This window comes from Myxococcus sp. AM010, assembly GCF_013372585.1.
Taxonomy (GTDB): domain Bacteria; phylum Myxococcota; class Myxococcia; order Myxococcales; family Myxococcaceae; genus Myxococcus; species Myxococcus vastator.
Genome location: NZ_JABXEO010000014.1, coordinates 1 through 26,151 on the forward strand (window position 1 = coordinate 1; position 26,151 = coordinate 26,151).

General features: G+C 70.5%; 25 protein-coding genes. 12 read left to right on the top strand and 13 right to left on the bottom strand.

All coding sequences use genetic code 11. The features are described 5' to 3' along the window. Positions 1–67: 67 nt before the first annotated feature. On the bottom strand, positions 68–1,324 hold the full coding sequence (locus HV826_RS09850) for an Hsp70 family protein (RefSeq protein ID WP_176416747.1): 1,257 nt from the start codon (positions 1,322–1,324) through the stop codon (positions 68–70). 167 nt (positions 1,325–1,491) lie between these two features. On the opposite strand from HV826_RS09850, the gene HV826_RS09855 reads away from it, so the two are divergent. The 3 genes from HV826_RS09855 to HV826_RS09865 all read left to right on the top strand — a co-directional run bounded on the left by HV826_RS09855 (position 1,492) and on the right by HV826_RS09865 (position 3,908). Continuing rightward, positions 1,492–2,325, top strand: a complete 834-nt coding sequence (locus tag HV826_RS09855; RefSeq protein ID WP_255217138.1) for a hypothetical protein — start codon at positions 1,492–1,494, stop codon at positions 2,323–2,325. Between the two features lie 122 nt (positions 2,326–2,447). Next, positions 2,448–3,140 (top strand): DUF2490 domain-containing protein, encoded by a 693-nt coding sequence (locus HV826_RS09860; RefSeq protein WP_176416748.1) that lies wholly within the window; start codon positions 2,448–2,450, stop codon positions 3,138–3,140. A gap of 165 nt (positions 3,141–3,305) precedes the next feature. Then, on the top strand, positions 3,306–3,908 hold the full coding sequence (locus tag HV826_RS09865) for a hypothetical protein (protein ID WP_176416749.1): 603 nt from the start codon (positions 3,306–3,308) through the stop codon (positions 3,906–3,908). 115 nt (positions 3,909–4,023) lie between these two features. Here the strand turns inward: HV826_RS09865 and HV826_RS09870 are convergent, their stop codons facing one another. The 6 genes from HV826_RS09870 to dps all read right to left on the bottom strand — a co-directional run bounded on the left by HV826_RS09870 (position 4,024) and on the right by dps (position 9,191). Continuing rightward, positions 4,024–4,920, bottom strand: coding sequence for a CHAD domain-containing protein (locus tag HV826_RS09870; RefSeq protein ID WP_176416750.1), 897 nt, complete (start codon positions 4,918–4,920; stop codon positions 4,024–4,026). Then, positions 4,921–5,451, bottom strand: a complete 531-nt coding sequence (locus HV826_RS09875) for an inorganic diphosphatase (RefSeq protein WP_176416751.1) — start codon at positions 5,449–5,451, stop codon at positions 4,921–4,923. Positions 5,452–5,538: 87 nt separating this feature from the next. Then, entirely contained in the window at positions 5,539–6,984 is a 1,446-nt protein-coding gene (locus tag HV826_RS09880; protein WP_176416752.1) for a YdiU family protein, read from the bottom strand. A 68-nt stretch (positions 6,985–7,052) separates the two neighbouring features. Then, entirely contained in the window at positions 7,053–7,679 is a 627-nt protein-coding gene (locus HV826_RS09885) for a glutathione S-transferase N-terminal domain-containing protein (protein ID WP_176416753.1), read from the bottom strand. Next, positions 7,676–8,518 carry an SDR family oxidoreductase gene (locus HV826_RS09890; protein WP_176416841.1) on the bottom strand — a complete coding sequence of 281 codons (843 nt, stop codon included), beginning with the start codon at positions 8,516–8,518 and terminating at the stop codon, positions 7,676–7,678. The genes HV826_RS09885 and HV826_RS09890 overlap by 4 nt, the downstream gene beginning before the upstream one ends. A gap of 121 nt (positions 8,519–8,639) precedes the next feature. After that, on the bottom strand, positions 8,640–9,191 hold the full coding sequence (gene dps / locus HV826_RS09895) for a DNA starvation/stationary phase protection protein Dps (RefSeq protein ID WP_176416754.1): 552 nt from the start codon (positions 9,189–9,191) through the stop codon (positions 8,640–8,642). Between the two features lie 98 nt (positions 9,192–9,289). On the opposite strand from dps, the gene HV826_RS09900 reads away from it, so the two are divergent. Then, entirely contained in the window at positions 9,290–9,781 is a 492-nt protein-coding gene (locus HV826_RS09900; protein WP_176416755.1) for a DUF4442 domain-containing protein, read from the top strand. A gap of 63 nt (positions 9,782–9,844) precedes the next feature. Here HV826_RS09900 and HV826_RS09905 read toward each other — a convergent pair whose 3' ends face one another. Continuing rightward, the gene (locus HV826_RS09905; RefSeq protein ID WP_176416756.1) at positions 9,845–10,774 is read right to left on the bottom strand and encodes a LysR family transcriptional regulator; all 930 of its coding nucleotides are present in this window, start codon (positions 10,772–10,774) and stop codon (positions 9,845–9,847) included. A gap of 160 nt (positions 10,775–10,934) precedes the next feature. On the opposite strand from HV826_RS09905, the gene HV826_RS09910 reads away from it, so the two are divergent. Both HV826_RS09910 and HV826_RS09915 read left to right on the top strand, forming a co-directional pair. Then, positions 10,935–11,825: a haloalkane dehalogenase gene (locus HV826_RS09910; RefSeq protein ID WP_255217139.1), complete on the top strand. Its 891-nt coding sequence runs from the start codon at positions 10,935–10,937 to the stop codon at positions 11,823–11,825. A gap of 226 nt (positions 11,826–12,051) precedes the next feature. Beyond that, positions 12,052–13,116, top strand: a complete 1,065-nt coding sequence (locus HV826_RS09915; RefSeq protein WP_217918561.1) for a TonB C-terminal domain-containing protein — start codon at positions 12,052–12,054, stop codon at positions 13,114–13,116. On the opposite strand, the gene HV826_RS09920 is transcribed toward HV826_RS09915, so the two are convergent. Further along, positions 13,110–14,267, bottom strand: a complete 1,158-nt coding sequence (locus HV826_RS09920; protein WP_255208146.1) for a triacylglycerol lipase — start codon at positions 14,265–14,267, stop codon at positions 13,110–13,112. The two genes, HV826_RS09915 and HV826_RS09920, sit on opposite strands and share 7 nt — an antisense overlap. Positions 14,268–14,401: 134 nt before the next feature. On the opposite strand from HV826_RS09920, the gene HV826_RS09925 reads away from it, so the two are divergent. The 4 genes from HV826_RS09925 to HV826_RS09940 all read left to right on the top strand — a co-directional run bounded on the left by HV826_RS09925 (position 14,402) and on the right by HV826_RS09940 (position 19,997). Next, the gene (locus HV826_RS09925) at positions 14,402–16,480 is read left to right on the top strand and encodes a S46 family peptidase (RefSeq protein ID WP_176416759.1); all 2,079 of its coding nucleotides are present in this window, start codon (positions 14,402–14,404) and stop codon (positions 16,478–16,480) included. A gap of 98 nt (positions 16,481–16,578) precedes the next feature. Next, positions 16,579–18,228, top strand: coding sequence for a serine/threonine-protein kinase (locus HV826_RS09930; protein WP_176416760.1), 1,650 nt, complete (start codon positions 16,579–16,581; stop codon positions 18,226–18,228). A gap of 470 nt (positions 18,229–18,698) precedes the next feature. Continuing rightward, the gene (locus HV826_RS09935) at positions 18,699–19,298 is read left to right on the top strand and encodes an adenylate/guanylate cyclase domain-containing protein (protein ID WP_163784866.1); all 600 of its coding nucleotides are present in this window, start codon (positions 18,699–18,701) and stop codon (positions 19,296–19,298) included. Positions 19,299–19,349: 51 nt separating this feature from the next. Beyond that, a complete protein-coding gene (locus HV826_RS09940; RefSeq protein ID WP_176416761.1) occupies positions 19,350–19,997 on the top strand; it encodes a glutathione S-transferase family protein in 648 nt (215 codons plus the stop codon). An 18-nt stretch (positions 19,998–20,015) separates the two neighbouring features. On the opposite strand, the gene HV826_RS09945 is transcribed toward HV826_RS09940, so the two are convergent. The 4 genes from HV826_RS09945 to HV826_RS09960 form a co-directional block, all read right to left on the bottom strand. Continuing rightward, positions 20,016–20,873, bottom strand: a complete 858-nt coding sequence (locus tag HV826_RS09945; RefSeq protein ID WP_176416762.1) for a glycosyltransferase family 2 protein — start codon at positions 20,871–20,873, stop codon at positions 20,016–20,018. Continuing rightward, positions 20,870–21,469 (bottom strand): HAD family phosphatase, encoded by a 600-nt coding sequence (locus HV826_RS09950; RefSeq protein WP_176416763.1) that lies wholly within the window; start codon positions 21,467–21,469, stop codon positions 20,870–20,872. Before HV826_RS09950 ends, HV826_RS09945 begins: the two co-directional genes overlap by 4 nt. Before the next feature lie 10 nt (positions 21,470–21,479). Continuing rightward, positions 21,480–23,375 (bottom strand): methyl-accepting chemotaxis protein, encoded by a 1,896-nt coding sequence (locus tag HV826_RS09955; RefSeq protein WP_176416764.1) that lies wholly within the window; start codon positions 23,373–23,375, stop codon positions 21,480–21,482. Between the two features lie 102 nt (positions 23,376–23,477). Then, on the bottom strand, positions 23,478–23,918 hold the full coding sequence (locus HV826_RS09960) for a host attachment protein (protein ID WP_176416765.1): 441 nt from the start codon (positions 23,916–23,918) through the stop codon (positions 23,478–23,480). Positions 23,919–24,105: 187 nt separating this feature from the next. On the opposite strand from HV826_RS09960, the gene HV826_RS09965 reads away from it, so the two are divergent. Then, on the top strand, positions 24,106–25,314 hold the full coding sequence (locus HV826_RS09965) for a hypothetical protein (RefSeq protein WP_176416766.1): 1,209 nt from the start codon (positions 24,106–24,108) through the stop codon (positions 25,312–25,314). Positions 25,315–25,319: 5 nt separating this feature from the next. Beyond that, complete coding sequence (locus tag HV826_RS09970; RefSeq protein ID WP_176416767.1) at positions 25,320–26,111, top strand: MopE-related protein; 792 nt, start codon at positions 25,320–25,322, stop codon at positions 26,109–26,111. Positions 26,112–26,151: the final 40 nt, after the last annotated feature.

Here is a 26,151-nt window from a genome sequence, read left to right on the forward strand (position 1 = left end):
GGGCGGGGTGGGGTGGCTCAGCCGCGCCGTGGACGTGGGCCCGTAGGCCCCGCCCCGGACGTCCGGCTCAGACGGACAGGTGCGCCGCCGCGCGCCCGAGCCCTTCGGCCACGGAGGTGAAGGCATCCGCGGTGCGCACGCGCCCTTCGCCGAAGCGGCGCACGTAGAGCTGGCGCACCGCGGGAATCTGCGACGAGCCGCCGGTGAGGAACACCGCGTCGATGTCCCTCGCCTCCGCGTGCTTCTCCAGCAGGCCCGTGGTGCACGCGTCCAGCTCGTCCAGCAGGGGCTTGCTGAAGGTGTCGAACTCCTCGCGGGTGATGGGCTCGTGGAGGGTGATGCGGGCCTCCTCGAAGTCCACCGTGGCCTGCTCTTCCTGGGACAGGCGCACCTTGGCCGCTTCAATGGCGCGGAACAGGCGGTAGCCCAGGTTGTCCATGACGAGGTCGTACAGGGCCTGGATTTCGGCCTTGCGGTCGCTCGTGTTGAGCATGGTCTCCAGCAGCTCCTGGGTGGACTTCTCCCGGATGAAGGACATCTCGTGCCAGGTGAGCAACTTGGCCATGATGTGCTGGGGAATGGGCAGCCGCTTGTCGCTGAAGCCGCGCACCTGGTAGGTGGAGCCCGCGCCGAAGCGGGGCAGCAGCTTGTGGCGCATGATTTCGGCGTCGAAGCGGTCACCGCCGATGCGCACGCCCGTGGAGCCCACCACGTCCTGGCGGCGGTCCGGGTTGCCGCGGCGGCTGGGGCCCAGGCGCATCAGGGTGAGGTCGGTGGTGCCGGCGCCGAAGTCCGCCACCAGCACGAGCTCGTCGCGGGTGAGCTGGGCCTCATAGGCGAGCGCCGCGGCGATGGGCTCGATGAGGAACTGGACGTGCTGGAAGCCCGCGAGCTCCGCGGCGCGCAGCAGGCGCTGCTGGGCCAGGGCATCCGCCTCCGGGTCCGGCGTGAAGACGGCGGGCCGGCCGAGCACGACGGCTTCGGGCGCGCCGCCCATGCTGCTCGCGGCGGCGTCCCGCACGCGGCGCAGCAGCACGGCCACCAGCTCCTCGATGGTGTAGGTGCGCCCCTTCACCTGGGTGGCGCGGAAGGAGCTGGAGTGGAGGAAGGACTTCACGGACTGGATGAAGCGTCCGGTGTTGTCCTCCAGGTAGCGCTGGATGGCGTCGGCGCCGGCGTAGATGTCCTGCTCGTCGTCCGGGAAGAAGAGGACGGAGCGGAAGAGACGGGCCTCCGAGGTATGGGGTTGCAGGGACAGCACCGTGCCGTCAGGCAGGGCCGCGGCGGTGTTGCTGGTTCCGAAATCGAGTCCGCACGCACGCATGGGGGGCGCCCCTTACCGTTAAACCCCATCCATGGGTAGCGCTTCGTGCATCAACAAGTGGAGGTGGGCGGCCAGGAGGGCGGACGCCTGGCGCGGATGTGGGTTGGCGCGAGGATGCCGCTCGCCATCTTTCTCCCAGGACGTGCATGACGGACGGGAGACATCCAATGAGATTTCGAGCGGGGTGGTTGATGGCGGGCGCCGCTGCATTGACGCTGGGGACGGCGTGTGAAGAACGCGACCGGGGGACCCAAGGGCAGGCAAGCGGGCAGTCGCCGGTGAATGACCAGTTGGCGCAGGCGCAGCAGCGCACGGAGAGCGCCTTCGGCTCGGCCCGCCAGGCCCAGGAGCAGGCGAGCAAGCAGCAGGAGCAGGCCGCCAGCGCCCAAAAGGAGCTCCACGAGAAGCAGCAGGCGTATCAGGAGGCCCAGGCCCAGGCGCATACGGCCTCGCAGGAGGCCCAGCAGGCCCAGCAGCGCGCGCAGCAGCAGGCGCAGCAGGCCCGGCAGGAGGCGCAGCAGGCCCAGCAGGAGGCGCAGCAGGCCCAGCGTCAGCAGAGCGAGAGGCTGGCGCAGCAGAACCAGCAGGCCCGCCAGCAGACCGAGCAGCTTCGTCAGCAGTCGCAGCAGCCGGTGGCCGTGGCGCCCGCGCCCCAGGCGCAGCAGCAACAGCAGGGCGCCCAGGCGCAGGAGGGCGCCGAGCAGCAAATCGTCGGTGAGGTGCTGAGCGCCAACGACGACGAGCTGTTGCTCAGCTCACGGGGCGAGCCGCAGCTGCGCCTTCAGATGTCGCCGCAGACGCAGGTCACGGTGGACGGGCGCCAGGCCAGCGCTGGGGACATCCAGGAGGGCAGCCAGGTCCGAGCCTCCTACCGGACCGACGCGCAGAGCGGAGAGCCTCAGGCGGTGCGAATCGAGGCGACCTCGCAGGTGCAGCCCACGGCGCCGGCCGCTCCGGAGAGTGGCCAGTCCACCCCGGGTTCCCAGCAGCCCACGCAGTAGGCGGCATGGGTCGTCCGTCCTTCCCCCACGGTGAAGGGCGGACGCGTCATCGTCAGTCAGACTGCATTCGCGCTTTGACCCGTTGAGCCGGTGCGCGCGTCGTGCTCTAGGGCATGCGCATCATGCGCACGGAGACTTGGCTTCCCCTCATCAGTCTGTTGCTCGTCATTCCCCTTCGCACCGTGGAGGCCCGGCCCGTCAGCGCGGAGGCCCAGCTCTGGTACACGGTGTCGGCGCAAGGGGGCATCGGGGAGCACTTCCTCTACTACCTGGAAGCCCAGCCGCGCTTCGGCAAGGACGACGCCCGCGCCATCCTCCGCTCGGCGGCGGGTGTGCGGGTGGGCCAGGACCTGTCGCTGTGGCTGGGGCCAGCCTGGATTCCGCTGTGGCAGTGGGAGGGTGACCCGGCCCTGCGCCAGGGCGAAAGCCGCCTCTTCCAGCAGCTCCTCTACACGCCGAAGTTCGGGCAGGTGGCGGGCACGCTCCGCGCCCGCCTGGAGCAGCGCTTCCTGCCCGGCACGACAGAGGTCTCCCACCGTGCCCGCGTCATGCTGCGCGGGGCGCGCCCCGTGGCCGCGCAGGGGCGGCTGTCGTTGATTGTCTGGGATGAGGTCTTCTACCACCTCAACTCGGTGGCGAATGGCCCCAGCGCCGGCTTCGACATGAACCGCGCGTTCGTCGGCGCGGGCTGGAAGCTCGGGGACCACTCCTCCATCGAGGTGGGCTACCTCAACGCCTTCACGCGCAGGCCCTCCGAGCAGACCGATCAGCTCATCCACACGCTCTCCGTCAACATGCCCTTCAATTACATGTAACGGAATGCGCTACAAAACGCGGAGGCCGGGTCAGGACGGACGCGGTCTCCGTGCGCAGCACCTGTGTCGCGGTGGTTGTTGACATCGCGTTTCATGAGCCCGGGTGTTGTCTGTTTATTCAGAATGCGCTGACATGCGTGGCCTCGTTCCCCCAAGGAGGTTCACGTGAAGTCTCGTCTGGTCGTCATGCTGGCAGGGTTGTCACTGGGGCTGTTCGCCGCCTGTGGCCCCGTGGAGTCGGAGTCGGAGCTGGTGGAGGTGGGGCAGTCCGAGGCGGAGGTTCAGCGCTACCTGTGTGGCGACGGGTTCTGTGACACCCTCAACGGGGAGAACGGCGACAACTGTCCCTGGGACTGCAACGTGCTCATGTGGTGTGGGGACGGGGTGTGCAACGGGCGCGAGACGAGTCGCACCTGCCCCGAGGACTGCGGCCTCATCCTCGCCTACTGTGGTGATGGCATCTGCAACGGCAACGAGACCACCAACACCTGCCCCCAGGATTGCGGCCCCGTCACCTGGTGCGGCGACGGCATCTGCAACGGCTCGGAGACGACCGCGACCTGCGACTTTGATTGTGGTTCCCTCTGTGGCGACGGCGTCTGCAACGGCCTGGAGACGCCCCGGAGCTGCCGGCAGGACTGCGGCCTCATCCTCGCCTGCGGTGACGGCATCTGCGGGCCGGGCGAGGACGTCGTGACGTGCTACGTCGACTGCTGCGTCGGCCCGCGCTGCCTGGATCCGAACCCGGACCCGGCCCCCTGGCCGTAATACACAGGTCCGCCACGTCTGGGCCTCACCTGGGCGTGGCGGGCGGGTTGAGTCGTTTCAACTGACCAGACAGACTGTGTGCCATTGGGGATGTGCCACATACGCTCCGTGGCCTTCAGGTCAACATGCGGCGCAGGCGCTTGGGAATCTCCTCCGTGCGCCAGCGCTGGACCTCGCGGGCAATCTCCGCCGCGCGCTTCGTCCGCTCCTCCCGGACCAGGGGGAGCAGCGCCCGAGCGGACTTGCGCTCGCGCGGCGCGGACTCCGCGGCCAGCCGCTCGAACAGCTCCAGCCGCACGTCGGCGTCATGCAGCTCGCCCAGGCCGTCCTGGAGCGGGACGAGCACCTCCAGCAGCGCGTCCAGGGTGCGGCGGAAGGCCGGCTGGAAGATCTCCAACTCGTAGCGCAGCCGCTTCAGCTCCTTGCGCAGCTCGTGGGCGGACGCCGCGTCGGCCGCGTCCACGTACGTGTCGATTCGCTTCTGCACGCGCTTGAGGCGCTGGCGCAGCGTGTCCCGGACGCGGCGGCCAGCGAAGCGGTGCCCGTCATCCAGTCCGTCCAGCTTGCGCAAGAGCCGGGGCACCGTCTTGTCCACCCAGCGCTCCAGCTCCGCGTGCAGGCGCGTCTCGTGCGTCTCCAGCTCGGACAGCCGCTTCTTGCGCAGCGCCTGGATGCCGGCGCGCACCTGGGGCTTCTTGCTCGCCTTCCGGGCCACGCCCTCCAGCCACGCGGACTGGACGTGCACGTCGCGAACGCCCCCCAGCGCGTCCTGGATGCGCTTCACGTCGCGCTCCAGCTTCTTCAGGCCGCCCAGGGAGCGGAACACCTTGAGGGCGGCGCGGAGCCGCCGGGTGGCCACGCGCATGTCATGGACGGACTCGTCATCCACGGCGTCCTGGAAGCCGGCCTCTGGCTTGCGGACGTCCGCGAGCCGGCCCGCGAGGATGCGGCGCGCGGCGTCGCCCAGTCGGCTGTCGGGCCCGAGTCCTCGGATGGGCGTGGGGTGAGCCATCTATTCCTCCGTGCGTGCGTGTTGGCGGAGCATCCGCTCCACACCCTCCGGCCCCTCCCAGCCCAGGATGCGCGCGTCCTTGTCCTCGAAGCGCACGGCGGCGAGGAAGAAGTGCTCCAGCTCCTCTCGCTCGCGCCGTGGCAGTTGCTGAGAGTCCGTCAGGTGTCCGGCGCGGGACGGGGTGACGGGGACCGCGAGGATGCGGTCATTGCGCTCGCGTCCGCCGCCGCCCGTGTTCTGCTCCACCTGGAGCACGCCGAGCGCGCGGCAGGGCAGCACCACGCCGGGAAAGCTCGCGTCGTCCCAGTACACCATGGCATCCAGCGGGTCCCCATCAGGCCCCTGGGTGGAGGGGATGAAGCCCCAGTCGAAGGGATAGCTCAGGCCCCTGGGAAGCGGCCGTGAGAGGCTGAAGGCCTGGAGCGCCGTGTCGTACTTGAGCTTCAGCGTGGAGCCTCGGGGAGACTCGACGACGACGTGAAAGGCGCCTTGTTTCCCTCGCAAGGGCAACCGGGTGAGGTCCGTCACCATAGACAGCAAAGGTTGCGCCTGCCGTGGGTTCCGGCAAGCGCGTCCGGGCGGAAGCTTCGCCTCTTCAACCTTCACCAGCGCGCGGCCTCAGGAGCTGCAGCTCACCTCGAGGTGCCGGCCCCAGGCGGGCGGCGCCGCCGCGTAGGACTCCGCGTCGGGGTGCTCGGCGAACGGGTCCGACAGCACGCCGAGCAGCCGGTCCACGAGCGAGAAGTCCCCAGCCTCCGCGCGGGAGATGGCCTCCTGCGCCACCCAGTTGCGCAGCACGTACTTGGGATTCACCCGGGCCATGCGCGCGTGGCGCTCTGGGTCCACGCTGCCTTCGGCGGCCAGCCGCGCCCGGTAGCGCCCGGCCCAGGCGTCGAAGCCCTCGGGGGCGGAGAACATGTCACGCACGGGACGGGCGTCCGAGCCCAGCGCGCGGAAGAAGCGCGTGTAGTCCACGGGGGCCTCTGCCATGCGGGCGAACAAGTCGCTCACCAGCTCGCGGTCCTCGTCGCGCGCCTCCCGCAGGCCCAGCTTCGCGCGCATCCGGTCCATGAAGTGCGCGTTGAAGGCGGGCTGGTAGGTGGCCAGCGCCGCGCGGGCCTCGTCCTCCGAGATGAGGGTGAGCAGCGCTTCGCCCAGACACGCGAGGTTCCACAGGCCGATGCGCGGCTGCTGGTCGAAGGCGTAGCGGCCCCGGTCGTCGGAGTGATTGCAGATGAAGCCCGGCTCGAAGTCGTCCAGGAAGCCGAAGGGCCCGTAGTCCAGCGTGAGGCCCAGGATGGACATGTTGTCCGTGTTCATCACCCCGTGCGCGAAGCCCACCGCCTGCCACTGCGCAATCAGCCGCGCCGTGCGCTCCACCACCTCCGTGTAGAAGCGCGCGTAGCGGCCCGCCTGGCCCGCCAGGTGAGGGAAGTGCTCGGTGATGACGTGGTCGGCCAGCGTGGCCACGTGCTCACGCTGTTCGGTGTAGTGGAAGAACTCGAAGGAGCCGAAGCGCACGTGCGAGGGCGCCATGCGCACCAGCATCGCGCCCGTCTCCACCGCCTCGCGGTACACCGGCGCCTGGCTGCCGAGGATGCCCAGGCCCCGCGTGGTGGGGATGCCCAGGCCGTGCATGGCCTCACCGCACAGGTACTCGCGGAGGGTGGAGCGCAGCACCGCGCGTCCGTCGCCCCCGCGCGAGAAGGGCGTGGGCCCGCCGCCCTTGAGGTGCAGGTCCCACTTCTCACCGGCGGCGTTGCGGACCTCGCCCAGCAGCAGGGCGCGGCCGTCGCCCAGCCGGGGCACGTACACGCCGAACTGGTGCCCCGCGTACACCATGGCGAAGGGCTCCATGCCCGGCAGGGGCGCTTCGCCGCCCAGCGCCGCGACGAACTCCGGCCGCCGCGCTTCCTCGGGCGTCAGGTCCAGGAGCTTCAAGGCGGCGGGGTTGACGCTCACCAGCTTCGCGTCCGGGAAGGGACTGGGGTGGACGCGCGCGCCAAACCCAGCGGGCAGGCGGGCGTAGGTGTTGTCGAATCGGAGCTGTTCGAGCGTGGCCATGACGGGGGAGAACACACGGCAGCGCGGCGGCCATCCGGCCACCGCGCTTCCAGGCAAGCTGCGTGGGACTACTTGAGCTCGGGGACCTTCATGCCGCGCTCCACGGCGGGACGGCTGCCCACGCGGTGGAGCCACTGCACGACGTTGCTGGAGCCCTGGAACAGCTCGGGGAAGTACGCGCGGGTGCCGGCCACCCAGGGGTACAGGGCGATGTCCGCGATGGAGTAGCGGCCCGCGACGTAGTCCCCCCCGCCCAGCTTTCCGTCGAGCACGCCGATGAGCCGCCGGGACTCGGCGTGGTAGCGCTCGATGCCGTAGGGGACCTTCTTGGGGGCGAAGCGGGCGAAGTGGTTGAGCTGGCCGAACATGGGGCCCACGCCGCCCATCTGGAACATCAGCCACTCCAGCACCTCCGCCCGGCCGCGCGGGTGGGAGGGCAAGAGCTGGCCCGTCTTCTCCGCCAGGTAGATGAGGATGGCGCCGGACTCGATGACGGTGAGCGGACGGTGGTCCAGCGCCGCGTGGTCGACGATGGCCGGAATCTTGTTGTTGGGGTTGATGGCCAGGAACTCGGGCTTGAACTGGTCGCCCTTCGTGATGTCCACCACGTGCGTCTTGTACTGGAGGCCCAGCTCCTCCAGGGCGATGGAGACCTTCTGCCCGTTGGGCGTAGCGAACGTATACAGGTCAATCATTCCTTGACTCCCGTGAGCTGCGCGCTCACCTGCCAGAGCCGCTCCGCGAGCGCGTCGTTCCGCGCGGCGGAGGACGGCTTCTTCGGACGGCATTTGTAGAAGTACTGCCCGGACACTGCCTCCACTTCGGGCGAGGACGCCAGGTAGATGGACGTCCGCGCTCCCTTCTCCGCCGAAAGCATGAACGCCGCGCCCAGCTTGACGATGTGGCGGAAGAACCCCTGCGTGTTGTGACCGAAGCCCGTGCGCACCACGCCCGGGTGCAGGGCGTTGGTCGTCACCTGCGTGCCCTCCAGCCGCTTCGCCAGCGCGCGGGTGAACAGGATGTTGGCCAGCTTCGACGTGCCGTACACGCGGAAGCCGATGAAGCTCCGCTCGCTCTGCAGGTCATCGAAGTCGAGCTTGCCCGCGGCGTGGGCATCCGACGAGACGTTGATGATGCGGGCCGGGCCGGTGGCCTTCATCACGTCCAGCAGCAGGTTCGTCAGGAGGAAGGGCGCGAAGTGGTTGGTGGCCATGGTGGCCTCCAGTCCGTCCTCCGTCACCTGGCGCTGGTCCAGGATGAGCCCCGCGTTGTTCAGCAGCACGTCCAGCCGCGGGTAGCGGGAGCGGAAGGTCTCCGCTAGTTCCCGCACGGACTTCAGGGAGGTGAGGTCGGCGCGGAGCCAGTCCACCTGGGCGCTGGGGGCGGCCTCCTTCACGGCGGCCACGGCCGCCTCGGTGCGGCCCGCGTCCCGGCCCACCAACACCACCGTGGCGCCCATGCGCGCGAGCGCCTTGGCGGCCTCCAGGCCAATGCCCCCCGTGGCCCCGGTGATGAGGCACACCTTCCCGTCCATGCGCGTCTGTGAAGTCAAAAGGCGTCCTCCAGCGTGAGAGGACGCCTTCTATACGCTGGAGCCTGTCCGCGCGCTTGCTCTTGAGCAGGCGCGCGGGGCCTTCCGGTGGTCAACGCTCCGCTCAGGCGTTGGACGGGGGGGTGGAGGCGTCCTGGGCGCGGACCTCACCGCCGCGGCGCACCCCCGCGCGAGGCTCGCCGTGCAGGTGGCTCTCCAGGAACCAGAGGTCCAGTTCGACCTCGCCCAGCGTCTGGGTGAGCAGGTCCGCGGTGACGGGGTCGTTCAGCTCGTCGGAGCGGTGGATGCCGCTGCGGATGCTGGCCCCGTAGCGGGCGAAGCGGTCCACCAGGGCCTTGAGGTGGTCGTCACCGTCCACGGCCTTCAGGTCGTACTCGGGCAGCTCGCTGTTCTTGGCCGCCAGCCGGATGGTGCCCTCGGCGTAGCCGCCCAGCGTGCCCGCGCGCTCGGCGAACTCGTCGGCTTGTTTGCGGACGTGCTTGGCTAGGTCGTCGAACAGCTCGTGGCGGCTGTAGAAGTGCCGGCCGCGGATGTTCCAGTGCGCTTGCTTGATTTGCCAATGCAGGTCGATGGCGTCGGCCAGCAGGGTGTTGAGCGAATCGATGAGCTCTTCACGGGCGTCTGTGGGGAGATTGACATGGCTTGGAAAGTTCATGGTCACCCCAAGGTGGGGATTCCTTCCGGGAATGCCAGTCCGCGCGCGACGCCTGGGGGGCAGGCGGCCGGGCTCCCGGCCGGTATGATGGGTGGACCATGCTTGCTCTCGACCTCGTGGAACGGCTGCGTCAGGTATCCCCCAGCGCGGCGAACGCGCTGCTGACGGTGGCGGTGAAGAACATCATCCCGCTGTCCTCGGTGATGGGCGTCCGGGTGGAGGACGCCTCGGATGCCCGGGCGAAGGTGTCCGTGCCGCTGAAGCGGCGCACGCGCAACCACGTGGGCAGCGTGTACCTGGGCGTGCAGGTGACGGTGATGGAGCTGACGATGGGCGTGTGGCTCTTCCGCCGCTTCCCGCCGGGCCGCTACCTGGCGCTGGTGAACGAGCTCCAGGTATCCTTCCACGCGAAGGCCAAGGGCGGCGTGCGCGCCATCTGCGAGCCGCCTCCCGAGGTGTTCAACACCCTGGACGCCACGCTCCAGCAGAAGGGGGACAAGGCCCGCGAGTGGATTCCCGTCCGCCTGGAGGACTTCGAGGGCACGCACATCGCGGACGCCCGCTTCCTGGCGGTGCTGAAGAAGGCGTGAGGTGGCGTGGGGTTGACCCCTTGCGCCGGGGCCAGGCGGTGCCGGTCGTCATCCCCCCCTGACTCAGGTCGCGGCCGAGGTGCGCCGGGTCCTCGGTGTGGCACCGGCGCGCCGGATGAGGTCGCGAAAGGAGACCATCGCAGGGTCGGCGTGGGTTCGTTCGTGCCAGCACAGGTTGATGGTGAGGGTGAGCGAGGGCACCGGGCTCTGCACGCCGCGGAGGCCGAGGCGAGGGCCGAGCCGGGAGAGCAGTGAGGCGGGCAGTGTCGCGACCAGGTTGGTCTCCGCGACCACGGCGGCGGCGGTACTGAAGTTCGGCACCACCAGCGCGACGTCGCGAGCGATGCCGAGCCGGGCGTAGGCGCCGGGCAACGCGCGGTAGCCCTTGCCGGGGGCCACCTGCACCTCGACGTGGCGCAGGCTGGCCAGCGCGCTCCTGGAGACACGGTCTCCTGCCTGGGGATGATTGTGACGCGCCACCAGCACGGTGCGCTCCCGGTAGAGGGGCTCCAGATGCAGGCCGGGGGACTTCTCGCCCACCGCGATGGCGACGTCGACCTCGGTGCTGGCCAGGCCGCCTCCCGTGAGGAAGGTGTCGATGCCCATCACCCGCAGCCTGGCGCGTGGCATCTCAGCGGCCAGCAGCGTGGCGATGCGAGGCAGCCGCACCATCTGTCCGGAATCCGCGATGGCGAGCGAGAACTCCCGCGTGGTCGTGGCGGGGTCGAAGGCCGCGCCGTGAACGGCGTGGTCAAGGTCTCTGAGGGCGCGGCTCAACGTGGGGGCCAGCGCCACCGCGCGGGGCGTGGGGACGATGCCCCGGCCGCTGCGGGCGAACAGCGGGTCGCCAAGCGCGACGCGCAGCCTGGCCAGGGCGTTGCTGATGGCCGACGGCGTGACATGGAGGCGGCGCGCGGCCCGCGCGACGCTGCGCTCGGTGAGGACGGCGTCGAGCACCACCAGCAGGTTGAGGTCGAGGGCGGAAATACTCATGAGTGGTGAGGATACCCATCACGAACAATCACTATCCGAAAATAAAGAAGCGACCCATGAAGGGGCCATGCCAAGGATGAACCTGCTGTTCCCGCTCCTCTCGGTCGCGCTCACCGCGTGCTTGCGCGTGGCGACCCCTCCCTTGCCTCTGGAGACAGCCATGCGTGACGTCAACGTCCTCGATTCCCACATGGCCTATCGGGAGGCGGGGCGCGGCCCTTCGGTGGTCTTGCTCCATGGAAACCCGACCTCGTCCTATGTCTGGCGCGACGTCATCCCCCATCTCTCGGACCGCTACCACGTGCTGGCGCCTGACCTGATTGGCATGGGCGACTCGGGCAAGCCGGACATCGCCTACCGCTTCGCCGACCAGTCCCGGTATCTCGACGCCTGGTTCGATGCGCTCGACCTGCGCGACGTCGTGCTCGTGGGCTACGACTGGGGCGGCTCGCTGGCCATGGACTGGGCCGCTCGCCACCCCGACAGGGTCCGCGGCCTCGTCGTGTACGAGACCTTCCTCCGCTCACTCGAGTGGAGCGACTACCCACCGCAAGGCGCCGAGCTGTTCAAGAACCTGCGGACGCCTGGCGTGGGGGAGACCTTGGTGCTGGAGCAGAACCAGTTCCTGGCCCGGTCGCTGGGGGTCGGCGTCAAACGGGGTCTGACCGCGGCTGAGGCCGCGGTGTACGCGGCGCCCTATCCAGACGCGCCTTCACGGCGCCCGTTGTTGGCGTGGCCGCGGGAGATTCCCATCGAGAATCAGCCGGCTGACATGATGGCGGTGCTGGAGCGCTATGTCGCTTGGATGGGAGCGTCGCCGGAGGTCCCCAAACTGCTGCTCACCTTCGACAGTCCGACGCCGCTCGGCGCTCCGTCCGTCGTCGAGTGGGCTCAAGGCCGGTTCGCCAACCTCGAGGTCGTGGCGCTCGGCGCGGCCGGTCACCACGCGAGTGAGGACCTCCCGGATGACATTGGACGGGCCATCGCCCATTGGCTTCGCAGCCTGGCGCCTCCGCGGGAGGAGGGGGGGAAGCCGGCCAGCGGACGGTAGCCGCGAGGCCGGAAGGGGGGCGTTCCAGCCGCGCCTGCCTGTTGCGCCACCCACGCTTGCCTGCCATCCGGCGAAGTCGGGTTGTCAGTCGTGCCTGGAGGGAAGGTGAGGGCGGGGAGTTGGCAGGCACGCGTCAGTCCCGTGCGCCAGTCCACAGGGCTGCTTCACTGTGGTGGCATGGCGAGGCAAGCTGTCCGCCGTGTCGCGGCGCGCTCAGTTGATTTTCATGCTCCTGGTTTCGGGGCTCCTGCACGGAGCGCTCTTCGTGGCGCTGTCGAGCCGTGCGCCCAGCGACCGCCAGCGCCGGGCGCCACCGCGTGCCGTCGAGATGGAGGTCGTCTACCAGGACGTGACGCCTCCCCTCGCGCCGCCGGTGCCTGAGCCCCGCCAGCCGCCTCCTGACGAAGCGCCTCCGCGCCCGCCACGGAAGTGGGCGCCGCCGCGCCACGCGGAGCGCCCGCGCCGAGCCGCGACGGAGCCCCCCGACACGTCCCAGGCACCTCCGTCCGAAGCCGCCCCGGCGGGCGCCGGAGCGCCGCCGCAGGTCCTGGCTCAAGACGTCCCGCCTCAGCCACGGCCGCGTCCCAACCTGGAGCCAGAGGGCCTGCTGGGCGGTGGTCTGCTGGGCGGTGGCCCACCGTCGACGGGACGGACGCTCCGCCCTGGCGAAGCTCCCGACCCGAAGGCCGTGGCGGCCCGGCAGGCCGAGGAAGCCCGCGAGCGGGTGGACGGCTGGGCCCAGGACGCCGCCGCGAGTGCGCGCGCATCGAGCGGCGCCACGCACCCCTACTTCGCGAAGCTGCGGGAAGGCTTCGCCAGGCAGTTGGTGAACCCGCCACCCCCGGACCTGTCGGTGCTGGGCTCACGGATGAAGCGCGAGCAGGTGGAGGCCATCGCGCGCTTTGGAAAGACAGGCAGCCCCGTCGTCTCCGAGCCCCGGGACCACCGGCTGGAGCAGCGCAATCGCATGCAGGCGGCGGTCGAGGCCGGGCGCGCGGCGAACATGTACATGGCGGACGTCACCGCGCCGGTGCTCGCGCTCAAGGCCATCGTCGAGGTCTGGCAGGCGCGCGACGGGGAGTTGCTCGACCTCAAGGTGCTCGAAGGCTCCGGCGACCCGAACTTCGACACCTGGGCCGTGTCCCAGCTCCGGGAGGCGCTCGCCAGCGCCGACGCGCCCGAGCCCAGCGGGGGCCTGGGCATCCGGGATGACGGCATGCGCAGCCGCTGGCGACTGGAGGAGTACCTTGGGAATCCGCGCGTGCAGATTCACCTGATTGGCGTCTACTGACCCAGCCGGACGTTGGGCTGCTCGTCCTCCAGCATGAAGTCGACGATGGCCTTCCACGTCGACTCGAACTGGGGCCTGCGGAAGCCGGAGCCGGAGATGAGCCAGTCCACGTGCGGCGGCTGGTGCGCGGGCTGGTCGAAGTGGCCAATCGCATCCAGGTGGTCCGCGCGCACCGCGGCCAGCACCCGGCCATGCACCTGGGAGCGCGTGGGGACGATGCCGTCACACGCCGTGGGCCCGGGCATCGCGCCATAGGCCTGCACCAGCGCCGCCGTCTGCGCGGGGGTGTGCAGCGGCAGCGCGGTGAGCGGCATCCGCTGCGTCTGTCCGTATGTCAGCGCGTAGATGGTGTGCGTGAGCTGGGCATACGGGTCCAGCCCCGCCGCCATGCGCGTGCGCAGCGACGGCGGCCGCGCCTGCGTCACCACCGAGCCATACCGCACGCCGGGCCGCTCCAGCGTGCTGGCGTTGAACAGGTCGATGCCTTCCGGCGTGAGCTGCGGAATCAGCGACGTGTCGTTGCCCACGTCGCTCAGGAACTTCGACACCGCGTCACGACGCTCCGAGGAGAAGTCCCCCAGGAGCTGGTCATAGAGCTGGTCCAGCAGGGTGGGCTTGAACCCGAGCTGGTCATCCGCCCGCGCCAGCAGATGTCCGAAGCGGAACACCACGCGCAGCGGCAGCCGGCCGAAGCGCAGCACATACACGGTGAAGAGCGACAGCAGCTTGAGGATGCGCTGTCCGAACAGGCCCATGAAGAACGTGGCCAGCGGTGTGCCCGCGTGCGGGGTGGACACGGACGTCACGGAGCGCACGCGCCTGGCGAAGGGCTCCAGGTCCAGGCCCTCCGCCACCTGCGCGCCGGGGCTGACGAACAGCCGCGCGTCCAGCCCGCCCGTCGAGTGGCCGATGAGGTGGAGGGGCCCGTCATCTCCAGCGGCCGTCTCCTGCACGGCCCTCAGCAGGTCCGCGGTGCGCGTGCGGATGGAGGCCGTGGGGTGGGAGAGGACGATGATGACCTCCGACTCCACCTGCCTGCGGGCCAGCTCCGCCTTCAAGTAGTCCAGGGCGTGGCCGAAGTAGATGAGCTCGCCCAGGTTGATGAAGCCGAAAAAACCGGGGACGAGGTAGACGCGATGCTTGCCGGACATTGCCGCCACCATATCTGACGCGGCGCATGATACCTGTGGGGAATGCGTCCTCCGCCCGGAGGTTGACGCGCGCCGGCCGTCAAGTCCAGCACCGGCAACACCCACTCACAGTCACGACAGAAGGACGCCCGCACGTGGATCGCAGACTGCTCGCACTCGGCCTGCTCCTGTCCCTCCCCGCCGCCGCGGATGAGGGAATGTGGACCTACGACGCCTTTCCCTCCGACGCGGTGAACAAGGCCCATGGCTTCACGCCCACGCAGGCGTGGCTGGACCACGTCCGGCTCGGCTCGGTGCGGCTGGCCGGCGGCTGCTCCGCCAGCTTCGTGTCGCCGGAGGGACTGGTGATGACCAACCACCACTGCATCCGCGGCTGCATCGAGGATTTGTCCTCGCCGAAGAAGGACCTGCTGGCCAAGGGCTTTTATGCGTCAAGCGCCGCGCGGGAGCTGCGCTGCCCCAAGGTAGAGGCCAACCAGCTGGTGGAGATGACGGACGTCACCGCGCGGATGAACGCGGCGACGAAGGGTCTCATTGGCGCGGCCTTCAACACCGCGCTGAAGAAGGAGACGGCCGCGGTGGAGGCCGCCTGCGCCACGTCCGGAGACGTGCGCTGTGACGTGGTGACGCTCTTCAACGGCGGCAGGTATCACCTGTACAAGTACCGCCGCTTCCAGGACGTGCGGCTCGTCTTCGCGCCCGAGTTCTCCATGGCCGCCTTCGGCGGTGACCCGGACAACTTCAACTTCCCGCGCTTCGGCTTCGACGCGGCCTTCCTGCGCGTGTGGCAGGACAACGCGCCCGCGAAGAGCCCGCACTTCCTGCCGTGGGCGAAGCAGGGCGCGAAGGAGGGGGACCTCGTCTTCGTCTCCGGCCACCCCGGTGGCACCGAGCGCAAGGCGACCGTCGCCGAGCTGGAGTTCCAGCGCGACGTCAACCTGCCGTACACGCTGCTCCAGCTCGCCGAGCTGCGCGGCATGCTGCGCGAGTACGCCGGGGGCTCCGCGGAGCGCTACCGCACCACGCGCTCCCTGCTGCGCGGCGTGGAGAACGGGCTCAAGGCGCTGCGTGGGCGGCACCAGGCGCTGGCGGACCCGGCGCTGCTGGCCGGCAAGCGTCAGGACGAGGCGGCGCTGCGCCAGAAGGTGGACGCCAACGCGCAGGTGAAGGCCGCCACCGACGGCGCGTGGGAGGAAATCACCCAGGCGCTGGACGTGTACCGCCGCATGCTGCCCGACTACCGCATGAAGGAGGCCGGGGACGCCTACCCCTCCGAGCTCTTCCGCATGGCCCGGCACCTGGTGCGCGTGGCGGAAGAGAAGGAGAAGCCCAACGCGGAGCGGCTGCGCGAGTACACCCAGGCCCAGCTCCCCACGCTGGAGCAGCAGCTGCTGCGCGACGCGCCGGTGACGCTCGAGCTGGACCAGGCGCTGCTGACGTTCGGCCTCACCCGCGTGCGCGAGACGCTGGGCGCGGATGATGCCTTCGTCCAGCAGGTGCTCGGACGCGAGGCGCCCGCGGACCTGGCGCGCGCCCTGGCGCGTGGCACGAAGCTGCGGGACGTGAAGGTGCGCGCCGCGCTGCTCAAGGGCGGCAAGGCGGCGGTGGTGGCCTCCAAGGACCCGATGATTCTCTTCGCGCGCAAGGTGGACGCGGAGGCCCGCGCGGCTCGCAAGCGCTACGAGGACACCGTGGAGGCGGTGCTCAAGCGCAACGGCGAGCGCATCGCCAAGGCGCACCTCGCGGTGTACGGCACCTCCGGTTATCCGGACGCCACCTTCACCCTCCGCCTCAACGCGGGGCAGGTGAAGGGCTGGGATGAGAATGGCCGCCCCGTGGCGGCGCTCACCACCTTTGGCGGCGCGTATCAGCGGCACACCGGCAAGGCGCCGTACAAGCTCCCGGACACCTGGCTGAAGGCGCGCGGCAAGGTGCCGCCTCAGACGCCGTTCGACGTGGCCACCACCAACGACATCATCGGCGGCAACTCCGGCTCGCCCCTGGTGGACCGCGACGGGCGCGTGGTGGGGCTCATCTTCGATGGGAACCTGCACTCGCTGGGGGGCCGCTATGCCTACGTCCCCGAGACGAACCGCGCGGTCGCCGTACACGGCGAGGGCATCCTGGCGGGGCTGGAGCACGTCTACGGGGCCAGGCGCGTGGTGGACGAACTGCGCACCGCCAGCGACGTCGCGCTCTTGCCCGCGAAGTAGTCGCGGCTCTCAAGAACTGAGACGCCTTGGCCGCGGTGGCCAAGGCATGTCAGAGGGAGCAGGATAGAATCCGGTTCAAAGCTGAAAACCGGTTACTCATGGCTCCCTCCAAACCCAATGACATTCCCCTCGGCTCGGTGCTGAGGGAGACCTATGAGATTGCAGGCGTCCTCGGCCGGGGTGGCATGGGGACCGTCTTCCTGGCCAACCACCTGCGGCTGCGTGGACGGCAGGTGGCCATCAAGGTGCTGCGGCACGATGCGGGCATGGGGGCGGAGGCCCTCGTGCGCTTCCGGCGCGAGGCGGAGATTGCCTCGAAGCTGGGGCACCCCAACATCGTCGAGGTGCTGGACTTCGACAGCCTCGAGGATGGCTCGCCCTACATGGTGATGGAGTGCCTGCGCGGCCAGCCGCTGTCGCGCAGGCTTCGCAAGGGCCCGATGACGCTGGAGGAGGTGTTCTCCTGCACACGGCAGATGGGCTCGGCGCTCCAGGCCGCGCACCGCGCGGGCATCGTCCACCGTGACCTCAAGCCGGGCAACGTGTTCCTCGTGCCCACCGAGGTGGGCGGCGTGATGATGGAGCACGTGAAGCTGCTCGACTTCGGCATCTCCAAGGTCATCGACTCGCAGAGCGTGCACACGCAGGGCGGCATCCTGCTGGGCACGCCGCAGTACATGGCGCCCGAGCAGGCCACCGGGAAGAACGGCGAGGTGGACCCGCGCACGGACATCTTCGCCTTCGGGTGCCTCGTCTACGAGATGCTGGCGCGCCGGCTGCCCTTCCGGGACAACGGCAACCTCGCGGAGCTCATCTACCGCATCGTCTATGATCCGCCGGAGCCCCTGGAGGCGCTGGTGCCGGACCTGCCGGACCACGTCATCGCGGCGGTGGAGAAGGCGCTGGAGAAGCGCCCGGAGGACCGCTTCCCGGACGTGGGCGGCTTCATCTCCGCGCTGACGGGGCGCGCGCTCCAGACGATGGGCGAGGTGCCGATGCTCACGCCGCTGAGCACGCCGCGGCTCGCGGTGGAGTTGGCTCCGGAGTCGAAGCCGGAGACGGTGCCCGGCAGGCGCTCGGGACACGGGACGAAGGAAGGCGACGTCGACGCGAAGCCGCCATTCCGGGAGTCGGAGACGGTCAGCCTGCCAGCGCCCGCGCCCGCGGTCGTTTCCTCCCACGACGCCGCGACCATCGCCGAGGCGATGCCCTTGCCGGAGCTGGAGGCGCCCCCGGCGCGCCCCGTCGTGGCGCCAGCGGACGTCGTGCCCGCGCCCATCGCCCGCTCGCCCGTGGCGAGGTCACCCTCCGCGGGGACACCAGGCCCGGGTGCCCGGAAACCGACGCCTCGGGACGGGGCCGTGGCCGGGACGAGGGCGCCTGACGCGGCTCGGCCCGCACGTCCGCCAGCAGGGGGCGCGCAGGCCGGTGTCGCGTCGCCCAAGGTGGTCCCCGCGCCCATCGCGCGGTCGCCTGTCGCCGGGGGCCCGTCCGCGCCTGGCGCTGCCCGGAATGGACCGCCCGCGCCAGACGCGGGCGCGGTGGGGTCGACCGTGCTGCTGCGCTCGAAGACGGGCGTGGCCCCGTCGGCCTCGCAGGGCGTGCTCGCCGCCCAGCCGAAACGGAAGCTGACGCCGCTCACGGTGGTGATGATGGTGGCGCTCGGAGCCGCCGTGGCCTTCGCCGCGTGGCCACGGCCGTCTCCACGCGTGGAGGCGTCAGGAACGCCCGCCGCGGGCGCGGAGTAGCGCCCCGCTCACGCGGAGGCGTCAGGCGCGATGACCGAGCGCGCCTCGAGCACGAGGCCGTGCTCGGGCTGAACCCTCCGGCGCTTCCTCGAAGGTCAGCCCCTTCGGACCGTGGGGCCGTGCCCTGTCAGGACCCGGACCGAACCCAACCTGCTGAGTTCGAGGCTCGACAGCCCGGACAGGACGCAGCAGGGCGTTGGTGCGGCGCGTCAGGGTTTACGTATCCTGAAGAGGGCTGACACGCCGGTTCATGTCATGCCCAACACCGAGCGTAGGCGGGCGCGGGGAGGGCAAGGGGCCCTCGGGGGGAGCCTGTCGTCGCCGGTGGACCCACCGTGTACGGCCACGTCCCCCCGGGGCGGACGGCCGTCCAGGGCCCGGTCCCAGCCGGGAGGGGGGCTCGGCTGGGACCGGGGGCCCTGTGTGATGTAGCATTGCTGACAGTGCCGGGGGGGAAGGGGAGATGCACGATGGTGGTGGAGGCTCCAGAACCCGGGAAACTATCGGCGATTCTCTTCACGGGCATTGAGGGCCCTGATGGGCTCTCATGGCGTGACGAATCGCTCCAGAACGACATGCGGGATGAGCATGCGCTGCTCGTCCGTGAGTTGTTGCCGCGCCATGGTGGGCGCGAGGTGAAGCGGATGGAGGATGGCTTCCTCCTGGAGTTCGAGGGCGGCCCCTCGGCGGTGGACTTCGGTCTGGAATTGCAGCGCGTCCTGGAAGCCCGCAACGAAGACGTGTCCGCGGAGCGCCGGGTCGTCTTGCGCGTGGGTGTCCACCTGGGCCTGGTGGTCCACCGCGACGGTGACGTGTTTGGCGAAGGCGTCAACCTGGCCGCGCGCATCGAGGCGCTGGCCCGTCCCGGCACGCTCTATGTCAGCGAGACAGTGGCGCGTCAGGTGGAAGGCCGTCTGGCTTCACCGCCGGTTCGCCTGGGCCGTGGCGAGATGAAGAACATCCGGTTGCCCGTGGCCGTCTACCGCATCGACCCGCCCGAGCACCGCCGCCGGATGCCGCTGCTGTCGCGCATGCGCTCCTTCTGGGGGCGCCGGAGCGCGGCGCACTGACGCGCACAAGCGCGGGCGGGCCTGGGCGAGCGGCGTTATAGAGGCCGCCCCATGCCCCAGCTCACGCTCGTCGTCGGTTCGAAGAACTACTCCTCCTGGTCCCTGCGGCCCTACCTCGCGCTGGCCCACACGGGGCAGCCCTTCCAGGAGGTGGTGGTTCCGCTGGCAGTGCCGGACACGGAGGACCGGATTGCCCGGTACTCCCCCAGCAAGCGCGTGCCGGTGCTCCAGCACGGCGACCTGAGCATCTGGGACTCGCTGGCCATCTGTGAGTACCTCGCGGAGACCTTCCCCGAGGCGCGGCTGTGGCCCCAGGACACGGCGGCCCGCGCGGTGGCCCGCGCCGTCACCGCGGAGATGCACTCCAGCTTCGGCGCGCTCCGGCAGCACATGAACATGAACCTGCGCGCGCGCAGCCCGGGCAAGGGCCGGGCGCCCGGCGTGGCGGAGGACATCGCCCGCATCCAGGCCATTTGGAAGGACTGTCGCGGCCGCTTCGGCCAGGGCGGGCCCTTCCTCTTCGGCCGCTTCTCCATCGCGGATGCCTTCTACGCGCCCGTCGTCACCCGCTTCGTCACCTACGGGGTGGAGCTGGACGCGGTGAGCGCGGCCTACCGCGACGCGGTGCTCGCGCTGCCCGCGCTCCAGAAGTGGACCGAGGAAGGGCGGAGCGAGCCCGGCATCCCGAAGTACGACTGAGCCTCCGCCCTCAACGCGCTACCTGCTCGCGGGGGCCGGCGTCACCTCTTCGATTCGGGTGGCGCCGTCGCGCACCCGCTCGAACAGCGCGTCGTAGCGGCCCTCCGCGTAGAGCCGCGTCAGCTCCGGGTAGCGGCCCTGGCGCAGCTCGCGCAGGTACGCGTACTTCGTGGCGTGGTAACCCGCCACCGCCCAGGCCAGGCGGGAGGCCGCCGCGCCGCCGCGCCACAACGCCCCCTTCAGCAGGCAGTCGCGCGCCCAGGACGCCAGGCGCTGCACGCCCACCGGCTTGAGGCCGCGCTGCTCGGCATGGGCGCGCAGGGCCCACAGCAGGGCATAGCGGTCCTCCTTCACCGCGCGGTACTCCACCGACGTGGCGAAGCGGTGCTCGATGAAGGCGTGGACGCGCCCACCCGCCAGCTTCGGCAGGGCCTCGTGGACAATCTGCTCCGGCCGCCACACGGCCTTGTCCTTGCGCACCAGCCGCGCCCGCCACTGCGTGCGGTAGCGGAAGCGGCGCGCCCCCAGCTCGGCCCAGTCGCGGCGGGGCAGCCGGTACACGGCCGCCGTGGGCGAGGTGGCCCTCCACGCGCGCAGCGTCTCCACCGCCTCGGGCTCCAGGTGTTCGTCCGAGTCGAGGAAGAAGACGTAGTCACAGGGCGCCAGGGCGTTCACCGCGGTCTCACGCGCGGCGCCGTAGCCGCGCCACGCATGGGGCACGGAGCGCGCGCCCAGCGAGCGCACCAGCTCCGCCGAGCCATCCGTGGCCCCGGAGTCCAGCGCCACCACGTCGTCGCAGAGGGCCAGCAGCCCGCGCAGGCACGGCTCCAGCGTGTCCCGGTTGTTCCGGTGGAGGACGTAGCCGCCCAGCTTCATAGACCCAGGGCCTCGAGCTGCGCGTCAAAGGCGTCAGCGGTGGTGAAGAGCCGGCCATGCAGGCCCACGGCCTCGGCGGCCTGGACGAACTCGGGCAGGTCATCGAAGAAGACGGCCTCCTCCGGGGCGCAGCCCACGCCCGCCAGCGCGAGCCGGAAGATGTCCGGCTCCGGCTTCACGTGGCCCACCTCGCAGCTCATCACCACGCTGTCGAAGCGCTGGAGCACCGGCAGCAGCGGGCGCAGGTAGGCGACGTGCAGCGCGTTGGTGTTGGACACCAGCCCCACGCGCACCCGGCCCAGGAGCGCCTCCACGCGCGGCAGCACGGCGTCATGCAGCGTGAAGTGGCTGCTCCACAGCGGGGCGAACTCCGCCATGGGCAGGTCCACGTCCAGCGCGCGGCACACGTCCTGGCGGATACCCTCCGCGCCCAGCACGCCCCGGTTGGCGTCCGTCCACCCCGCGCCCGTCAGGCGCCGGGCCACCTCCGCGGCCTCCAGGTCCGCGCGGGCGCCCAGCCGGGAGAAGAGCAGGGTGTTGTCGTGGAAGACGAGGACGTTGCCCAGGTCCAACAGCACTGCCTTCACCTGCGCCATGCGAGCTCCTTCAGATGCGATAGGCGCGAGCCACGTCCTGCATCTGCTCGGACACGTCCTGGAGCAGCTTCGCCGCCCGGGTGGTGGCCGCCAGGCTTTCCTGGGTGTCGTTCATCATGGAGGACAGGTCGGTGACCGCGCTGAAAATCTGGGCGATGCCCGCGTTCTGCTGGCTCACCGCGCCGGCAATCTGCCGCACCGCGGTGGCGTTGTCCTGGATGATGGCGGCCAGCTCCTTCAGCCGCTCGCCGGTGCCGCGCACCTGCTCCAGGCCGGCTTCCATGTTCGTGTGGCCCAGCTCCGTCATCTTCGCGGTGGAGAGGATGGCGCTGCCCAGGTCGCCCAGGATTTCGCGCACCCGGTCCGTGGCCTGGATGGACTGGTCCGCCAGGCTGCGAATCTCCCGCGCCACCACGTTGAAGCCCTTGCCGTGCTCGCCGGAGCGGACGGCCTCGATGGCGGCGTTGAGCGCCAGCATGTTGGACTGGTCCGCCAGGTCCTTCACCGTCTGCGTGATTCCGCCAATCTGCTGCGTGCGCTCGTTGAGCTGGGCGATGCGCTCCGTCATCTGCTCGGCCTGGGACAGGATTTCGGAGAAGCCGCCCAGGCTGTCCCGGATGGCCCCTTCGCCCGCGCGTCCCACCTCTTCGGCCATGGAGGCGCGCTTGAGCACGTCCTCCGCCTTCTCCGAGGCCAGCACCGACGTCTGCTTGATTTCCTGCGCCGTCACCTGCGTCTGCTGGAGGGCCGCGGCCTGGCGGGCCACGTTGCGCTCCTGCTGCGTCGACGCCGTCTGCAGCTCCGCCACCGTCTCGCTGAGCACGCGCGTGCCGGTGTGCAGGCTCTGCGCCGTCTCCCGCAGCTGGAACACCAGCAGGCCGAAGGCGCCGGCCAGCTCGCCCACCTCGTCGTTGCCGGCCTTCACGTCCAGCGTCTGCGTGAGGTCGCCTTCGCTCACCAGCCGTGTCACCGCCGCGCGCAGGGCCAGCACCGGACCGGAGATGCGGTGCGACAGCAGCCACGCCCCCACGACGGCCAGCACGATGAAGCCCACCGCCATCAGCAGCGCCACCCGGCTCACGCGCTCCACGGGGGCGTAGGCCTCCGCCGGGTCCACGCGCGCCACGAAGTGCCAGCCGTCGGCCACGTCGCGCACGTCCGTGCCGTTGACGGCCGTGACGGCCAGCAGCCTGTCATTGCCCTGGGCGTTCGCGCCGCGTGAGTCATACAGCACCGCGCCGTCCGGCCGCTGGAGGCTCACCGCGAAGCTCTTCAGCGCGCGCTGGTGGGCGCGGGCGAGCGCCGGCTGCACCAGCTGGTCCACGTGGGTCCAGTCAAAGGCGGCCAGCAGCACGCCCAGCCGGTGCTTGGAGACCGGGTCCAGCACCGGGAAGGCCAGCGACAGCACGTGGCCGGTGAAGATGGGGTGCTCCTCGGTGATGCCCTCGCTGCTGGTGCGCCCCTGCTGGGCCTCCACGAACCAGGGGCTGCGCCGCACCTCGTCCTGCCGGCGCAGGTACTCGTCGCGCAGGGCCGGCGTGTTGGCGGAGATGGCTCGGCCGGTGTCGTCGAAGACGACGATGCCGTTGAGGGTGAGGTAGCGGCTCTGGAGCACGCCGAGCATGGCGTCGGAGGGCGCGACGTCACCCCGCAGCGCGGCGCGGACCGCGGCGTCCTCGGACCAGCCGCGGGCGCTGGCCTCCCGTTCGGCCAGCGTGGCCTCCAGCAGGTCCTTCACGCCTTCGGCTTCGCTCAGCAGCGACGCGCGAATCTGCTCTTCCATCACCTGCCGCGCGCTGCGGGCCTGGAGCCACGTCAGCGTCAGCAGCGGGACGACCGACAGCAGCGTCGCGTAGAGCGTGAGGCGCCCGCGAAGGGACTTGGTTCCAGGAAGAGAAAGGGCCATGTGGCGCGGCGGGCAGCGTGCGGGGGCCTCCCAGAAAGGTCGGCCCCCGTCCTATACCAGAGCCCCGCGTCTCCAGGGCACCCCCGCGCTTGCCTGCTCAGCTCAGATGACAGGCACCCGGCCGGGCAGGTCCTTCGCGGGGACGCTGGAGTAGTCCGAGTCCACGTCCAGGAGGACGCGCTGACGGACCCGGGTGCTCAGCGCGCGGCGTATCCTCCCCAGGAACCCCGGCGGGGCGGCGATGACCAGCTTGTCGAAGTCGTGCCGGTCATGCCCCTGGTCCAGGAACACCGACAGCTCGCGGGCGAAGCGGTCGTGCTCCAGCTCCTTGCGCCCGTCGGGCTCATTCTCCACGGGTGGACGGTGGAGTGTGCCGGCGTTGGGGTTGTCGGCCTGCTGGAGCAGCTCGCCTTGATGGGCCCGACTCTCGTCGTGGTGGAACTCCTCCACCAGCCGCCAGTCCTCTTCCGCCTTCGCGTCCGTCGCGAAGAGGCGGGCCCGGCTCGCGTTCCCCACCAGAATCCAGAGCGTCCCATTCGCCATGTCGTGCGTCTCCTTGCGCTATAGAGTGGGAGATGCGGACCCTGCGGGGCCAAGGCAAGCTTCCCCAGACGAGCCGCGCGCCCGCCGCGCGGAGGGCAGGCAGCCGGGCCGCGCGTCCTTGACGGGTTTTGCGGAGACTGGGGGCGTCTCATTCCGTTGCGCGGAGCGTCGCGATACAAGGGGGGCCATGCGTATTCCCGTTGCTCCCGTCACCGCCCTGCTGGCGCTCGCGCTGCTGGCCGCTCCCGCGTGGGCCCAGGAACAGGGTGGACTGGGCCTGGACCTCACCTCGGACGCCCCCGCCGAGCAGCCGGGAATGGACATGGGGCTGGACCTGCGTCCCAGCAATCCAGACGCGGACCTGCTGCCTCGCTTCGCGTTGGTGGGGCTGTACGCGACGGAGCGCGCGGGCGCGCAGCAGGCGTCGAGCTGGTTGGAGGCCCTGGCGCGTGGGACGCTGTCCTCCGTCAGCGTGGCGCAGGCGTCGGACCTGGTGGAGACGCGTGAGCGGCTGGCGGAGGGCTACGACGCGGCGGTGCGCTGCGCGGAGGCCGCGTGCTTCGCCGAGCCCGCGGAGCTGCTGGACGCGGACCTGCTGACCACCGCGCGGCTGTCTTTGGAGGACGCGGGCTGGACGCTGCGGACGTGGACCTACGACAGGGACCGCCGCGTGGTGCACGAGGACTTCGTGACGGGGCGCAACCCGCGCGACGAGGACTTCGTGAACGAAGCCGCCGCGATGCTGTCCAAGCGCCTGACGGCCTTGGCCCGGCCGCGCGCGATGTTGACGGTGAACGTCAACGTGCCGCAGGCGGTGGTGAAGGTGGGCGAGCGCATCGTGGGCGTGGGCAGCGTGGAGGTGCGCCAGGCGCCCGGCGCGGTGGCGCTGGAGGTGTCCGCGGACGAGTACGGCACCCGGACGCGCACCCTGGACCTGCGGCCCGGCGCGCGCGAGACGGTGGACGTCATGCTGGAGCTCTCCGGTCCGGCGCCGGAGGGGCCTCCCGATGAGTCCGTGGCCGGCGTGGGGGCTTCCCGGAAGGCGCCTCGCGAGTCCCTCTTCAAGCGGCCCGCGCTCTACACCGCGCTCGTGGGGCTGGCCGCGGTGGGCGCGGGTGTGGTGATGGGCCTGGCCGCCAAGGACGTGGAGAAGCGCGGAGGTGACGCGGATGGGGACGGGGTGTTCGACGTCACGCGCAAGGAGCGGCTGGACGCGCAGTCCCAGGCCAACCTGGCCACGGCGCTGCTGGTGGGCGGCGGCGCGGTGACGGCGGGCAGCGTGGCGTGGCTGGTGCTGGTGCCCGCGCGCGGCGCGCCCGCCTCGACGTCCGTGGCGCCTGGAAGCAGCGGTGGCGCCTCCACGTCGCTGCACCTCATGGTCGGCGGGAGTTTCTAGAACCTATGAAGACCTTCGAATCCCGGCTGCGCGTGTGGTGTGGCCTGTTGCTCGTCGCGGGCGCGGTGGGCTGCACGGTGAGCTTCCCGGACGACGTGCCCTACACGTGCACGGAGACCGCCGACTGCGGCGGTGACGGCTACGTCTGCACGTCCCTGCCCGACGACGGGCCGCGGTACTGCTGCCTGCCGGACCCCGCGGAGGTCTGCAACGGCCTGGACGACGACTGCGACGGCCGGGTCGATAACCTGGAGACCGCCTGCTACACGGGGCCGGAGGGCACGCGCGACGTGGGGCTCTGTCACGCGGGTGAGTCCATCTGTACCCGAGAGGGGAGCATCGCGTGCGTGGGGCAGGTGCTGCCCGGTCTCGAGACCTGCAACGGCCTGGATGAAGACTGCGACGGGGCGGTGGACGAGGACTTCGACCTGAAGACGGACCCGGGCCACTGCGGCGCCTGCAACAACGACTGTTCCTTCCTCCAGGACTGCGTGAATGGCGAGTGCGTGCGCCGGCAGGAGCTGGACTGCGCCAATGGCCAGGACGATGACAGGGACGGCTTCACGGACTGCCAGGACCGCGCGGACTGCGACGGCCAGTCGTGTGGTCCGCAGTGCGTGTGCCAGGAGGGCTCGAAGACGGAGATGAGCTGCACCAACGGCGAGGATGATGACGATGATGGCCAGGCGGATTGCGCGGACCGCGCGGACTGCCCCACGGGGACGCAGTGTGGACCTCGCAGGTCGGATGCCCCAAACGACTACCCGAGCTGCCAGGTGAACGGAGTCTGTTCGTGATGAAGCCCTCGCCCGCGCGTCTCTGTCCGCCATCCCGCAC

Excerpts from the sequence above, each read along its gene's own strand:
- HV826_RS09900 (WP_176416755.1), top strand. The coding sequence starts at position 9,290 with ATGCTTGCTCTCGACCTCGTGGAACGGCTGCGTCAGGTATCCCCCAGC.
- HV826_RS09905 (WP_176416756.1), bottom strand. The coding sequence starts at position 10,774 with ATGAGTATTTCCGCCCTCGACCTCAACCTGCTGGTGGTGCTCGACGCC.
- HV826_RS09910 (WP_255217139.1), top strand. The coding sequence starts at position 10,935 with ATGCGTGACGTCAACGTCCTCGATTCCCACATGGCCTATCGGGAGGCG.
- HV826_RS09920 (WP_255208146.1), bottom strand. The coding sequence starts at position 14,267 with ATGTCCGGCAAGCATCGCGTCTACCTCGTCCCCGGTTTTTTCGGCTTC.
- HV826_RS09855 (WP_255217138.1), top strand. The coding sequence starts at position 1,492 with ATGAGATTTCGAGCGGGGTGGTTGATGGCGGGCGCCGCTGCATTGACG.
- HV826_RS09960 (WP_176416765.1), bottom strand. The coding sequence starts at position 23,918 with ATGGCGAATGGGACGCTCTGGATTCTGGTGGGGAACGCGAGCCGGGCC.
- HV826_RS09945 (WP_176416762.1), bottom strand. The coding sequence starts at position 20,873 with ATGAAGCTGGGCGGCTACGTCCTCCACCGGAACAACCGGGACACGCTG.
- HV826_RS09870 (WP_176416750.1), bottom strand. The coding sequence starts at position 4,920 with ATGGCTCACCCCACGCCCATCCGAGGACTCGGGCCCGACAGCCGACTG.
- HV826_RS09875 (WP_176416751.1), bottom strand. The coding sequence starts at position 5,451 with ATGGTGACGGACCTCACCCGGTTGCCCTTGCGAGGGAAACAAGGCGCC.
- HV826_RS09850 (WP_176416747.1), bottom strand. The coding sequence starts at position 1,324 with ATGCGTGCGTGCGGACTCGATTTCGGAACCAGCAACACCGCCGCGGCC.
- HV826_RS09885 (WP_176416753.1), bottom strand. The coding sequence starts at position 7,679 with ATGATTGACCTGTATACGTTCGCTACGCCCAACGGGCAGAAGGTCTCC.
- HV826_RS09915 (WP_217918561.1), top strand. The coding sequence starts at position 12,052 with ATGCTCCTGGTTTCGGGGCTCCTGCACGGAGCGCTCTTCGTGGCGCTG.
- HV826_RS09950 (WP_176416763.1), bottom strand. The coding sequence starts at position 21,469 with ATGGCGCAGGTGAAGGCAGTGCTGTTGGACCTGGGCAACGTCCTCGTC.
- HV826_RS09880 (WP_176416752.1), bottom strand. The coding sequence starts at position 6,984 with ATGGCCACGCTCGAACAGCTCCGATTCGACAACACCTACGCCCGCCTG.
- HV826_RS09940 (WP_176416761.1), top strand. The coding sequence starts at position 19,350 with ATGCCCCAGCTCACGCTCGTCGTCGGTTCGAAGAACTACTCCTCCTGG.
- HV826_RS09860 (WP_176416748.1), top strand. The coding sequence starts at position 2,448 with ATGCGCACGGAGACTTGGCTTCCCCTCATCAGTCTGTTGCTCGTCATT.
- HV826_RS09935 (WP_163784866.1), top strand. The coding sequence starts at position 18,699 with ATGGTGGTGGAGGCTCCAGAACCCGGGAAACTATCGGCGATTCTCTTC.
- HV826_RS09965 (WP_176416766.1), top strand. The coding sequence starts at position 24,106 with ATGCGTATTCCCGTTGCTCCCGTCACCGCCCTGCTGGCGCTCGCGCTG.
- HV826_RS09970 (WP_176416767.1), top strand. The coding sequence starts at position 25,320 with ATGAAGACCTTCGAATCCCGGCTGCGCGTGTGGTGTGGCCTGTTGCTC.
- HV826_RS09930 (WP_176416760.1), top strand. The coding sequence starts at position 16,579 with ATGGCTCCCTCCAAACCCAATGACATTCCCCTCGGCTCGGTGCTGAGG.
- HV826_RS09955 (WP_176416764.1), bottom strand. The coding sequence starts at position 23,375 with ATGGCCCTTTCTCTTCCTGGAACCAAGTCCCTTCGCGGGCGCCTCACG.
- HV826_RS09890 (WP_176416841.1), bottom strand. The coding sequence starts at position 8,518 with ATGGACGGGAAGGTGTGCCTCATCACCGGGGCCACGGGGGGCATTGGC.
- dps (WP_176416754.1), bottom strand. The coding sequence starts at position 9,191 with ATGAACTTTCCAAGCCATGTCAATCTCCCCACAGACGCCCGTGAAGAG.